General features: G+C 68.7%; 16 protein-coding genes and 1 pseudogene. 12 read left to right on the top strand and 5 right to left on the bottom strand.

What is annotated here, in order from left to right; translation table 11 throughout:
- The first annotated feature begins 1 nt into the window (after nt 1).
- From QIT00_RS14820 to QIT00_RS14810, 3 genes are read left to right on the top strand one after another with little or no spacing between them, the layout of a single operon-like run.
- The gene (locus QIT00_RS14820) at nt 2-925 is read left to right on the top strand and encodes a hypothetical protein (RefSeq protein ID WP_282535706.1); all 924 of its coding nucleotides are present in this window, start codon (nt 2-4) and stop codon (nt 923-925) included.
- Nucleotides 925-1,248 carry a Trm112 family protein gene (locus QIT00_RS14815; RefSeq protein ID WP_282535705.1) on the top strand — a complete coding sequence of 108 codons (324 nt, stop codon included), beginning with the start codon at nt 925-927 and terminating at the stop codon, nt 1,246-1,248. The genes QIT00_RS14820 and QIT00_RS14815 overlap by 1 nt, the downstream gene beginning before the upstream one ends.
- Nucleotides 1,245-2,057, top strand: coding sequence for an FkbM family methyltransferase (locus QIT00_RS14810; protein ID WP_282535704.1), 813 nt, complete (start codon nt 1,245-1,247; stop codon nt 2,055-2,057). Before QIT00_RS14815 ends, QIT00_RS14810 begins: the two co-directional genes overlap by 4 nt.
- On the opposite strand, the gene QIT00_RS14805 is transcribed toward QIT00_RS14810, so the two are convergent.
- Nucleotides 2,054-2,194: a hypothetical protein gene (locus tag QIT00_RS14805; RefSeq protein WP_282535703.1), complete on the bottom strand. Its 141-nt coding sequence runs from the start codon at nt 2,192-2,194 to the stop codon at nt 2,054-2,056. The genes QIT00_RS14810 and QIT00_RS14805 overlap by 4 nt on opposite strands.
- Nucleotides 2,195-2,304: 110 nt before the next feature.
- Nucleotides 2,305-2,553 (bottom strand): hypothetical protein, encoded by a 249-nt coding sequence (locus tag QIT00_RS14800; protein WP_282535702.1) that lies wholly within the window; start codon nt 2,551-2,553, stop codon nt 2,305-2,307.
- Nucleotides 2,554-2,861: 308 nt separating this feature from the next.
- On the opposite strand from QIT00_RS14800, the gene QIT00_RS14795 reads away from it, so the two are divergent.
- Together QIT00_RS14795 and QIT00_RS14790 are read left to right on the top strand one after the other, a co-directional pair.
- Entirely contained in the window at nt 2,862-3,437 is a 576-nt protein-coding gene (locus QIT00_RS14795; RefSeq protein ID WP_282535872.1) for an XRE family transcriptional regulator, read from the top strand.
- 316 nt (nt 3,438-3,753) lie between these two features.
- Entirely contained in the window at nt 3,754-4,479 is a 726-nt protein-coding gene (locus tag QIT00_RS14790; RefSeq protein ID WP_282535701.1) for a nucleotidyltransferase domain-containing protein, read from the top strand.
- Between the two features lie 50 nt (nt 4,480-4,529).
- Here QIT00_RS14790 and QIT00_RS14785 read toward each other — a convergent pair whose 3' ends face one another.
- A complete protein-coding gene (locus QIT00_RS14785; protein WP_282535700.1) occupies nt 4,530-5,705 on the bottom strand; it encodes a helix-turn-helix domain-containing protein in 1,176 nt (391 codons plus the stop codon).
- Between the two features lie 147 nt (nt 5,706-5,852).
- Here QIT00_RS14785 and QIT00_RS14780 point away from each other — a divergent pair, with 147 nt between their 5' ends.
- From QIT00_RS14780 to QIT00_RS14765, 4 genes are all read left to right on the top strand, one after another.
- Complete coding sequence (locus QIT00_RS14780; protein ID WP_282516554.1) at nt 5,853-5,990, top strand: hypothetical protein; 138 nt, start codon at nt 5,853-5,855, stop codon at nt 5,988-5,990.
- Nucleotides 5,990-7,189 (top strand): methyltransferase domain-containing protein, encoded by a 1,200-nt coding sequence (locus QIT00_RS14775; RefSeq protein ID WP_282535871.1) that lies wholly within the window; start codon nt 5,990-5,992, stop codon nt 7,187-7,189. The genes QIT00_RS14780 and QIT00_RS14775 overlap by 1 nt, the downstream gene beginning before the upstream one ends.
- 90 nt (nt 7,190-7,279) lie before the next feature.
- Nucleotides 7,280-7,417, top strand: coding sequence for a hypothetical protein (locus tag QIT00_RS14770; RefSeq protein ID WP_282535699.1), 138 nt, complete (start codon nt 7,280-7,282; stop codon nt 7,415-7,417).
- Between the two features lie 299 nt (nt 7,418-7,716).
- Nucleotides 7,717-8,058, top strand: a complete 342-nt coding sequence (locus QIT00_RS14765) for a hypothetical protein (RefSeq protein WP_282535698.1) — start codon at nt 7,717-7,719, stop codon at nt 8,056-8,058.
- A 29-nt stretch (nt 8,059-8,087) separates the two neighbouring features.
- On the opposite strand, the gene QIT00_RS14760 is transcribed toward QIT00_RS14765, so the two are convergent.
- Nucleotides 8,088-8,552, bottom strand: coding sequence for an Lrp/AsnC family transcriptional regulator (locus QIT00_RS14760; RefSeq protein WP_282535697.1), 465 nt, complete (start codon nt 8,550-8,552; stop codon nt 8,088-8,090).
- Between the two features lie 110 nt (nt 8,553-8,662).
- Between QIT00_RS14760 and QIT00_RS14755 the strand changes: the two genes are divergently transcribed.
- Both QIT00_RS14755 and QIT00_RS14750 read left to right on the top strand, forming a co-directional pair.
- A complete protein-coding gene (locus QIT00_RS14755; RefSeq protein WP_282535696.1) occupies nt 8,663-9,991 on the top strand; it encodes an APC family permease in 1,329 nt (442 codons plus the stop codon).
- A gap of 50 nt (nt 9,992-10,041) precedes the next feature.
- Nucleotides 10,042-10,620, top strand: a complete 579-nt coding sequence (locus QIT00_RS14750; RefSeq protein ID WP_282535695.1) for a hypothetical protein — start codon at nt 10,042-10,044, stop codon at nt 10,618-10,620.
- Nucleotides 10,621-10,627: 7 nt separating this feature from the next.
- On the opposite strand, the gene QIT00_RS14745 is transcribed toward QIT00_RS14750, so the two are convergent.
- Nucleotides 10,628-10,966 carry a hypothetical protein gene (locus tag QIT00_RS14745; protein WP_282535694.1) on the bottom strand — a complete coding sequence of 113 codons (339 nt, stop codon included), beginning with the start codon at nt 10,964-10,966 and terminating at the stop codon, nt 10,628-10,630.
- Nucleotides 10,967-11,148: 182 nt separating this feature from the next.
- Between QIT00_RS14745 and QIT00_RS14740 the strand changes: the two are divergent.
- Nucleotides 11,149-11,712, top strand: a pseudogene (locus QIT00_RS14740) (RNA-guided endonuclease TnpB family protein); the annotation flags it as partial.

Genomic DNA, 11,712 nt, shown 5'->3' with positions numbered 1-11,712 from the left:
CATGTGGTGGGGTGTCGCCTCGGCCCTGCTCGCGAACGCGCTCTCCAGCCTCGGTTTCGTCCTGGAGAAGCGGGCCCTCGGCAGGCTGCCGTCGCTGTCCACGCGGCGGCCGCTGGCGCTGCTCCGGCACGTCCTCGGCAGCCCGCTGTGGATCGGCGGCGCGCTCGCCCTGCTCGCGGGCTTCGCCGCCCAGTTGGCGGTCTACCGGACCCTGCCCATCGCGGCCGCGCAGGGCCTGTTCGTCTCGGGCCTGGTCCTGCTCGTCCTGTTCTCCTCCCTCCTGCTCGGCGAACAGACCTCCGGCCGGGAGAAGTACGCGCTGGGCGCGATCCTGGTGGCCCTGCTGATGGTCGTCCTCTCCCTGAAGGAGGGCGCCGACCGCGTCAGCCTGCACGCCCCGGCCTCCCTGGTGCTCCTGGTCTGCGTGCCGTCCCTCGCGCTCGGCGTGTGGCTGTACGCGGCGGCCGAGCGGCGCGCCCGGCGGCTGCACCGGCTGCCGACCAACGGCGCCGAGTACGGGGTGGCGGTGGGCCTGCTCTACGGCGTGAGTTCGCTCGCCATCAAGGGGGTCTCCAGCCATCTGACGACCACGGACCTCGGCGCTGCCGTGCACGCGCTGCTGACGTCCCCGTATCCGTATCTGCTCCTGATCACGTTCCCGTTCGGCCTGGTGATGTCGCAGGCCGCGCTGCAGCGTTCGCGGGCCTCGCTGATCGTGCCGGTGTGCACGACGGTGACGTGCCTGTTCACGGCGGTGCTCGGGACGCTCGCGTTCGGCGAGACGCTGCCCGACGACCCGGTGCGGCTCGCGCTGCGGCTCGTGGGCACGCTGCTCGCGGTCACGGTCCTGCTCGCCCTGCCCCGCCACGACGCCCAGCCCGACCCTCCCCAGAACCCCTCCTCCACCAAGGAGTTGACACCCTGATGACCCCCGACGACCCGCTGCTGAAGATCCTCGCCTGCCCCCTCGACAAGGGCCCGCTGCACCTGCTGCACCTGCTCGCAGCGGAGGAGACCCTCGTACCGGAGGAGTCCCTCGTACCGGAGGAGTCCCCCGTAGCCGACGAGGTCCTCTACAACCCGCGGCTGCGCCGCCGCTACCCGCTGATCGACGGCATCCCGCAACTGCTGCCCTCCTCCGGCGAACAGGTCACGGACGAGGAGCACGAGCGGCTCCTGAAGCGGATCGCGGAGGAAGCCGCGGCGGTGCCGGTCGCGGGCGACGGGGAGGGGGGCGATTCGTCATGACGGTCGCCGCCCGCATCGGCCCGCTCCTCCCGGCCCGCCTCGTCGGCGCCCTCGCGGCCGCCGTGTACCCGCGCTTCGAGCCCGAGCTGGCCCGGCTCGCCGACTTCTGCCCCGCCGACTGCGACACGGTCCTCGACGTCGGCGGCTGGTACGGCCCCTGGTCGCGTCGGCTCGCCGGGCGCGCCCGCCGGGTGATCGCCGTGGAGCCGGTACCGCATCTTGCCCGCGCCCTGGACGCGGCGACGCCCGACAACGTGCGGGTGGTCCAGGCGGCGGCAACGGACCACTCGGGCACGGCCCACCTCTGGCTCCCGCACGACGACCGGGCCGCACGCGGCGACCGGGGCGTGTCCTCCCTGGTCCGCCGGGACATCCACGCCCGCGCCCTGGACGTGCCGTGCCTGCCCCTGGACGGCCTCGGCCTGCGCGAGACGGGCCGCGTCGACTTCGTGAAGATCGACGTGGACGGCAACGAACTCCCCGTCCTGCGCGGCGCCGCCGAACTCCTCGACCGCGACCACCCGGCCCTGCTGGTCGAGCTGGAGGCCCGCATTCAGCCCACGGCCCCGGTGGTCGACCTCCTCGCCGCCCACGGCTACCGAGGCTGGGTCCTGCCGACCCGCTCCTGGGTCCCCCTGGACACCTTCGACCTCACCACCCACCAGGCGAACACGGCCCACGTCGTACGACGGGGCCTGCTTCGGCGGGTGCTGCCGTTCCGGGGGCCGCGGTATGTGAACTCGGTGCTGTTCCTGGCGGGCGGGCTACGGCCGGGGGCGGTACGCGAGTTGGGGGCACGGTCCCGCTAGTCGTCGGCACTCCCCGGCCAGGCGGTGCCGCCCTCGGCGGCCAGCGCGGTGGCGATGGCTCGGTGAGCCTGCCACCGCTCCGCACGGGCGGAGTGTTCCGGGCAAGGAGTCACCGCCCTGGGTGGGTTCTCGGTCACCTTCAGCACCTGAATTCAGTCAAGCGCTCAGGGTTTCTTGGGGTCTGCCAGAGCAGCGACCAGGACAGCGACAACGGACGCCCAGACAATGACGCCCAGCACCGCCCCGGCTAACGTGCCGTCTTTCCACGCAGGCTTTCGGCGGCGCCTCGCTTGCTGACGGTCTGCAGCGAAGTGCGAACGCTCAGCGTCGCGGCCTCCGCAGGGCTTGCCGTCCGCACGCGCACGGCCAGTTGGAACCAGCGGGCTCCGCTCGGGCGCTCCAACATCACTTCGCCTCCCTCGCTTTCGTAGCCCTTGACCTGCCCGACCAGGCAGCGCTCCACGTCCATGACCACGTCGTTCAGTTGGTGGCGCATCGCGCTGCCCCTCTCGCTCGCTGTCCATGTTGAGGAATGCTGGCCCGGCAAAAGGGCCACAAGTGCCCGCTATCTACGGACAGTTGGGATGGACACCCGCTAAGCTGACGATGTCCAAAGTGTCCACGGGGGCTGTCTTGAATGAGCGACTAGAGTCGGCTATGACGGAAGCCCGGATGACTCCTCAGCGCCTAGCTCTGAGAATCGGGGTTTCCCCGAAAACGGTGAAACGTTGGCTGGACGATGAGTCCCAGCCGCACCGCCAGAGCCGCATAGACGCCGCAAGGGCACTGGGAGTGGACGAAGAGATGTTGTGGCCTCAAGCGGTGACCGACCGCATCAAGACGGGAGCGGATCGGGAGATCATCCGGACGTACCCGTATCGGTCGGCAGCCCCCTCTACGCTGTGGGGCGAGCTGGTAGCCGGCGCCAAATCGGATACTTTCCTTGCGGGCTACACGAACTACTTCTTCTGGACTCAACAGCCGCACTTCAACGACACACTTCGCGAGAAAGCCGCAGGCGGCTGCCGTATCCGCGTTCTGCTCGGCGACCCGGAGTCTCAGACCACGCGAGACCGGGAAGCCATCGAAGCCGTGGCGCTGACCGTCTCCACCCGTATCCGTATGACGCTGGACGAACTGGCACGACTCGGCCCACTGGATAACGTCGAGGTGCGGTTCAGCGCCCCTGAAGACGCCGTCAATCACGTTTCGCTTTCGACGTTCCGCTTCGACAATGACGCCCTGGTGACGCCCCATCTGGCGCGCCTGGTGGGCCACGACTCCCCACTGCTGCACCTGCGCAGGGCTGAAGCAGGCGGCATGTTCGACCGCTTTGCGGAATCCTCCGAAGAACTGTGGAGCCGTGGCCGACCGGTCTAGGCCGCGGGCACCAGCGGGACTACGTCAGCGAGCGCTCGTCGGCGCACGGGCCTGACACAACGACCAAGCCCCGTTGGGCTTCGAAGTGCTGAGTCCCCCATCAGTTCGCCACTAAGCATGTTGGACACCACGAGTCCGTAAGCCCGAACCACTTCGGGAGCAGCCTACGGGCACACGGTTCCTTCACCTGTCCGGGAAGCACAGTCCTGGTCAAGGCCCTCGGGAGCCGACCGTACGCGACGATGGACAGCATGCCCATTGGCTACCGGGTCCGTTCCTTCCGCGAGCAGTCGTCACGACTGGCACGATGCCGCCCATGAACGATCGAGCAACTCCGGTAGCCCAAGCTCGGGACCTGCTCAAGGACCGTTTCCCGCACGCGCTGGGCTCAGTCCTCGGAGGCTCGGCCGCCCAAGGCCGCGCCACCCCGACCAGCGACTTGGACGTGGCGATCCTCCTCCCCGACTGGGACACCAGCCGCCGCGAGGTCGTACGCCACGACGGCCGCCTGGTCGAGCTCTTCCTGCACACCCTCGCGGACGTACCTGCACACTTCGAGAGGGACCGGGCCCTGCGCCGGGGCACGATCCTGTTCATCTACGACCAGGGCTTGACCTTGGCCGATACCCACGGCCATGTCTCCCGTACCCGTGACCAGGCACAAGCGGTGCTGGCGGCCGGTCCTCCGCCGCTCACCCCCGCGGAGCGGGACCGCGATCGCTACGTCCTCACCTGCTTCATGGACGACCTGGCCGACGCCTCACCGGCCGACCGATACGAACAACTCGCCCTGGCAGACTTCACTTTGCGCAAGGCCGCAGACCTCCTCCTCTCCCACCATGGCGCCTGGACAGGCATCGGAAAGTGGCTGCCCCGCCGGTTGCTGGCCGCTGACCCGGTACACGGAAAGGCTCTGCTGGACGGTCACCGGGCCATGGCCGAGCAGGCGGACCCCGCTTTGTTGACGGCCGCCGCTCAGCAGGTACTCGACGTTCTCGGCGGACCGCTGCGGGAGGGGTACACCCAACGTTGGCACGCTTGAGGTCCGTTTCTCGTCCGACGAAGGGCGTTGGGGACCAGTCGAGGGTCCAGTCAGACAAGCCCTGTCCGCCTGGCCATGGCCATGAGATCCGGCCTGCCACGCTGGTGCATAACGAACAGCACGCACAGCACCTCTCGGCTCATCGGGTGGATCTCCGCCATCTGCGGCGAGACGGCGAATGCCTTCTTCAAAGCCTCCTCTGCACCGCCCAGGTCTTTCATCGCCAGCCGAGCCCGGGCTACGTCGATGAACAGCCGCCCGACCCTGTTGGGCTTCAACCCCGACGGCGGCTCCTGCATCAAGGGATCCGACATCTCGGTGGCCTTGTTCGGCTGGTCGAGTTCAATGTGGGCGGCCAGTTCGTAGAGGGCCGTGTTTCCCGCGCCGAAGGTGAGGTTGTGCTGGAGCACGTCACCGTCGATCTGCCCCGAGAGGGTCCGAGCACGGCGCAAGTGGTCCATCGTTGCGCCCTTGTCCCTGTGGCGCGAGGCCAGGACAACGCCTCGCAGGTGCAGGGAGCCGAGCGCGACCACATACTCCGGACCGTTGCCGCCGGCCGACTCGTACTTCGAGATCGCTCGTTCGATGATCGCGAGACCGTCGTCGTACTGCCCGGCAGACTGGAACGTCCCGGCCTCGTTCCAGGCGGTCGCTGCCTCCGCCGTGGGGTTCCACGTCTGCTGGGCCGCCCATGCCTGGCGGGACACGATCATGTCGGCGAGGTCGGGCTGCCCCAGGCGATGGGCGACGGCGTACGCGCATCCGTACACGTCCGCGACCTGGCTCCACGCAACGGCGTCCCCGCCTGCGTCCAGGGCTGTCGCCGTCGCTTGCCCCAGGAGCGAGGGAAGTATCCGGAGGAGTTCGAGGTAGCGGGTGTCAGCGCGAAGCTGGGCCGCCTTGTTCAAGCTGGCGGCCAACTCGCCGCTCGGCGGGGTGTCTTCTTTGGGAAGCGTGTGGCGGCGGACCGCTCCGCGAAGGTCGTTGAGCAGGTCGGCCTGTTCGGACGGGCCGAGAAACGGCTGGCCGTAGATGCGCGCGGTCGTGACATGAAGCGCCTTGGCAATGGCGGCAACCACAGGTGGTGTTGCCGGACGCAGCCCTGTCTCGATCTTCGTCAGGTATGAGATCGAGATCTTCGCTTCCCGCGCGAGCTTCGCTTGGCCCACGCCCCGGACCTTGCGCAACACGGCGATGTTCTCACCAGCGGCAGGCGTGTTCTCCATGAAGGCACTGTTCCAGTTCGAGTGGACGGACAACACCAACTCCCGCTTGACTCATAGTGGTTGTGCAACTCTTGTGCCAACTGATCTTGCTTCTGAGCAGTTTCCTGGTTACTGGCAGCAACTCCACGACGACCAGGAGGTACGACTATGGAGACTTGGTGGGCGCTCAGGGCAACGGGCGGCAACCCTCAGGATGACAGCGACTCCGGCAACAAGCACGGGGGCGGAGGTTCGGACGAAGGGGGCAACACCAACGACGGTCAGGGCCCCGCGGACGGCAAGTGATGAACCAGAACACACCCTCCGGCTCCCCTGAAGCAGTCGGCAGACACTTGTTGCGGTCGGGGGCGCTGTCGTCCGATTGGTTAGCGGCCTACCAAGCGGTTCCCAGGGACGCGTTCGTCCCCGACGCCATCTGGCCGGGCCGAGCGGGAGGAAACCACCAGGGTCGGCGTGTTCTGCGATCCGAGGAGCCCGAACTGTGGTGGGACGTCGTCCACTCCGACGTGCCGATCACGACACAGTGGGACGACGGTACGTACGACGGGTCGACGCCGGGGCGTATCGCTTCCTCCTCAAGCAGCATGCCCACGATGGTCTTCTCGATGCTGGGCGCCCTGGATACTCAACCCGGCAACAGGGTCCTGGAGATCGGGACCGGCAACGGTTGGAACACGGCCCTGCTGTGTCATCGCCTTGGCGACAAGCAGGTGTTCAGCGTTGAGATCGATGGCGGACTTGCGAGAGAGGCAGAGGAACGCCTTCGCTGCGCGGGGTACGCGCCACGTATCCGTACGGGTGACGGTGCGGAGGGGTACCCCGGGCAGAGCGCGTTCGACAGGGTGATCGCCACGTGCTCGGCCCGATACATCCCCTCCCAGTGGATTGCCCAGTGCCGCCCGAGCGGCGTGATCGTCGCTCCGTGGGGCCCGGTCTACGGCGGGGAGGCTGTCGTCAGGCTCACGATCGACGAGCGCGGCGTCGGCAGCGGAAGCTTCGTCCGCTCGTCTGCCTTCATGTCGATGCGTGACCAGAGAAGGACCCTCCCCGCCACGAACAAGTACGTGGACATGGCGGACTGGCCCGGGGGCGGACGCCGCTCCTCGACATCCGTTTCGCCTGACGGCGTGGGCGACTGGATCCATATGTTCGCGATCGGAGTCCAGGTCCCCGACCTCTTCTGCCGTGTGCAGCAACTCGAAGGGCGCAGCTACCGGTTGTGGCTCTTCGACACCGGCATCACCAGCTGGGCGACGGCCGACTACTCGGACGGGCGGGGCTCGTACGGGGTGGTGCAGCAAGGGCCCCGAAGCCTGTGGGACGAGCTCGAAGTGTCGTGGCTGTGGTGGGAGAAGCAAGGTCGCCCCGGCTTCGAACGCTTCGGGCTCACCACCCGGGGCGGCTCCAAGTACACGCCCAATCAGCGGGTTTGGCTCGACAGCCCGGAAAATCCTGTGCCGGTTCGAGCGGCGCACGCCGACTAGCAAGCACGCCCTGCCCCGCCTGCGCGGTCCCGGCAAAGAACGACGCAGGCGGGCCAGGTCCAAGAGATCAACTCAGACAACGGAGTTCTCATGAGCGATCTCGGCCAGCTTGGCATTCCACCTGTACCCCTCGTCAAGAAGAGTCCGAAGGGTGATCCGAGCGACCTACGCGACAAGGTCAAGAAGATCAACGAGGACACGGTGAAGATCGGCAACGGACGCCGGTGAGCAGGCGACGACTGCGGGGGTGGAAGGCCACGCACGACGGAACCCTGATCGGCGCCGTCCTCGCATTCATCATCTGGGCATCCGTTGTGGTGACGCTCCTCTCGGCTTCATTCAGCGCCGCCACCGCGCCCTTCTGAACCACTGCTGACTCGGTTCCCGGCATGGCGTTTCGGCTGGTCTTTCGGCCTGCGCCATGCCGGGCTGCGCATGGCCCCGCTCTCGGCCGTCCGCACACCCACCTCAAGGGCGCCGCACCTGCGTACGGCTGCCGCCCGACGACCCACGGAGTCCCTGTGATCGTGTCGGTATTCCTTCTCCTCGACCGTGGCCGGACCAGCCCTGACCTCTCCTTCGAATGGGAGTGGACACATCCCTGGAGCCCGGCACCGGGTACCAGCATCCACTTCGACTCGGCCGACGCACCGATGTACCTCATCGCGACGGTCGAGAGCGTGGACCACACCCTCTTTCCCGACGGGCACGACGCCATGCTCTTCCTGCGCGCCGCCGAGAACTTGGGCTGTCGGGACCACGACCCGACCGTGATCGCGCGGAACCTCGACGCGCTCCCCGGGATCACCAACGTCCACGTGGATCGGGGCGGAACGGCACCGCATCTGAGGGGAGGCACTAACCACTGAAGTGGAGAACCGGCTGCTGGCAGTGCCGCTCACTCCACGCCGTCGAGCGGGCTGATGACCTGGTTCGCGACATGCTGGTAGATCACCGAGCTGCGGAAGTTGACGATCTCCCGGCGCTGGCTGAAACGGTCCATCAGGAAGGTGTGCAGCTGGTCGACGTCAGGGACGGCGACATGCACCAGGAAGTCGTCGCTGCCGGCGACGACGAACACCGAAAGCACCTCGGGCAGGGCGCTCACATAGGTCTTGAAGCCCTCGATGACATCCCTGCTCAGCGGGCGGACCTGGATGGAGAGCAACGCCTGCACGGGACGTCCCATGGAGCGCAGGTCGACGGCGGCATGGAAGCCCGTGATCACCCCGCGGTTACGCAGGGCGCGGGTGCGCTCCAGGCAGGTCGAGGGAGCGATGCCGAGCCTGTGAGCGAGGTCTCGGTTGGTGATCCGTGCTTCGCGCTGAAGATGCTCCACTATCTGCGAATCAAGTTCGTCCATGCTCGCCATTCTCCCTCCACCACCGAACTCTCTTCAGCCTCTTCCCTCTTGGGCTCCCGGACGTTCCAGGATCAGCTCACTCAGCCGAACTCATCGTCAGAGGGAGCAAGATGGTGCATCAGAGTGGTCTGCAAGCGGGGACAGGCGCGGCGCTGTGCGTCGGCGCGGTCCTGGGGCCAGGGGCGTTGACCCTGACGTCGACGGCTGCGGCAGCAGCGGGGCCGGGGTCGGTGCTCGCCTGGCTGGCCCTGGTCATGGTGAGTCTGCCGGTCGCCCTGGTGTTCGCGGCACTGGGCGCCCGGCATCCGGACGGCGGCGGCGTCTCGGCCTTCGTCCGAACTGCCTTCACCCGAAGGACCTTCGGCCCCTGGCTCGGCAGAACGGTGGGCTGGTGGTTCTACTGGGCCGTCCCTCTGGGGGTGTCCGCGGCAGCGCTCATCGGCGGTGCGTACACGGCCACGGCGATGGGATGGGGGACGCACGCCGCTCCGGTGGTGGCGCTGCTGATCCTGGTCGCTGCCCACGGGGCCAACCTCACCGGCATACGCCTGTCGGGGCGGCTGCAACTGCTCATGGTGGGACTGCTCTCCGTACTCCTCGCCGCCACGGTCGCCGTGACGGGCCCCCAGGTTCAGCTCGCGCACTTCAGCCCGTTCCTGCCGCACGGCTGGTCCGCCGTCGGAACCGCGGCGAGCATTCTCTTCTTCGCCTTCGCAGGTTGGGAGGCGGTCAGCCACCTCTCGGCGGAGTTCTCCGCCCCCGCGCGCGATCTGCCGCGGGCCACGCTGCTGGCCTGGGGCATCGTGACCGTTCTCTATCTGGGCCTCGCCCTCGTCACCATCGGTGTCCTCGGCACCCGGGCCGGAACCACCACCGCGCCCCTCACCCTGCTCCTGGAGCAGGGGATCGGGGCGACAGCCCGCCCCGTCGCGGCGGCCGCCGCACTGCTGCTGACCTTCGGCGCGGTCAACGCCTATCTCGCGGGGGCCGCCCGGTTGGGCGGGACCCTGGCTCGTGAGCGCGCTCTGCCCCGCGTCTTCGCGGAGAGGGTCGCCGCGGAGAGCGGCGCCCCCCGGCGTAGCCTGACCACGGTCACCCTCGCCGCAGCAGCGACCACAGGGGCCGCGGCCGGCGGACTCGTCGACCTGGAGACGTTGCTGCAAGCCACGTCGGCCTGCCTCGCCTCGGTCACCCTCGCGGGGTTGGCCTCTGCGACCGTGCTACTGCGCGACCAGCCGGCCCTGCGGACCGCCGCGGCCGCGAGCTGCTGCATGGTCGCAGCAGTGCTCGTCTTCTGTGGCGCGTACCTCCTCCTGCCTGCCGCTCTGGCAGCAGCCGCCTTCCTCTTCCGTCCCGCCGGAGCCACCAGAGGAACCTCTCCAGCCGTAAGCCACCGGGCGTCAGTTCCCGACCACCAACAGGACGACGTCGCCGTATGACCTGGGCAGTCTCCACACCTGCATGGGGCGTCGTCGGCGACGATGGGGGCATGCCCGAGTCCGCCCCCTTCGGCCCCCTCGACTTCCAGCTCGTCCTGCTCCGCCGCATGGCCGACCACAACCCCGGTCTTGTCGAGGACGCGCGGCGGGAGCTCGGGGCGTCCGCGGCCGGGATGCGGGAGGCCAACCGGCGGTGGCAGGCGATGGTGCGCTCGCCGCGCGGTGGCCGGTCCGGCGCGTCCCGGTACCGGTCGGTGCTCGGTACGCCGGAGAAGCTGCACCGCACCATCGGCGACCTGGAGTGCGAGGCGCTGCTCTGGCCGGTGCCGCTCTGGCCCGAGCTGCGGTTCGAGGTGCTGCTCGCCCCGACGGGCGCGGTGTGGAACGAGTGGCTGATCCGCGCCCCCGGCACCCCCGCACCGCCGCTGCGCACCCTGGCCGACCTCACCCCCTGGTCCTGCACGGTCGACGAGGCGGCCCGCGCCTTCCCTCCGGCCCGCCCGCTGGAGGGCTCGGCACCGACCCGCTGGGGTCTGCGCCTCTCCGTACCGGAGGAGGAGGACGGTGAACGGCCGCCGCTGGTGGCCGAGTTCACGTGGGGGTTGTTGCAGCGGGTGGCCCGGACCTAGCGAGGTGTTACGAGGCGACGAAGTCCCGTACGCCCTGAGACACCCCCTCGTCACCCAGCAGGTCGTTGTGGGCCAGGCAGCCCGCCGGGTTGTTGGTGGCGCCGTCGAGGAGGACGCTGTCGCGGGGGTTGATCACCTCGTCGCACTCCGACCACCAGGTGGCGTACTCGACGTCGCCGGGTGTCTCGTCGCCCTCCGCGAGGCCGTCCTGGACGTAGCTGCCCGGCGTCATGTCGCGGCAGGCCTGCGACCAGGCGGCGCAGGCCCAGGCGGTGCTCGTGCCGTGGTTGGGGCCGGCGAGCGAGGCCCAGTGGGCGACCTTGCCGGTGCCGCCGCCGTGCTTCACCGGATTACTCCGAGGATGCCCCGTCCTTTGGGGCGGGGAGGAATCGGACACCTGCGGAGCAGGGCAGGGAGAGTTGAATCGCCGCCAGGGCGATTCGGCGTCCACCGTCGGCGCCCGTGAGGAGGAGCACGGCAAGGGCCGATGGGGCCCAACTGTCGGCCCTTCCAGGTAGGTTGATGTGTATGACGGTGGGGGCGAAGGCGGATGGTGCCGGGTGTGCTCGGTATACGTATCGTCTGCGCCTGTCGCGTTCGGCGCGGCGTGCGCTGGAGGCCGAGTGGGACCGGTGCCGTTGGGTCTGGAATGAGTGCGTGGCGAAGTCGAAGGCCGTGTACCAGGCTGCGAGGGCGAGCGGTGAGAGGCTGGCGTGTGGTCCGGCCCGGCTGGACCGGATGCTGACCGAGGCCCGCAGGAGCATGCCGTGGCTGCGTGAGGGTGCGTCGGTTCCTCAGCAGCAGCTCATCCGTGACTTCGGCAAGTCCCGCGCCAAAGCGTTGAAGGACATCGACGGCCGGTTGCCGGTGCGGCAGCGGGCCGGGATGCCCCGTTTCAAGAAGAAGCACGAAGCGGAGCCGACGCTGAACTACACGAAGCGCGGCTTCCGGCTGAAGGACGGTCGCTTGCATCTGGCGGGCGGGATCGTGGTGCGGCCGGTGTGGTCGCGGGAGCTGCCCGGGCCGCCGTCCAGCGTGCGCGTGTACCGGGACAGCGTCGGGCACTGGTATGCCTCGTTCGTGACCACGGCT

Source organism: Streptomyces luteolus (assembly GCF_029968015.1).
Taxonomy (GTDB): domain Bacteria; phylum Actinomycetota; class Actinomycetes; order Streptomycetales; family Streptomycetaceae; genus Streptomyces; species Streptomyces luteolus.
Note: the sequence above shows the minus strand (reverse complement) of the source record. Positions and strands in the feature narration are given on the sequence as shown.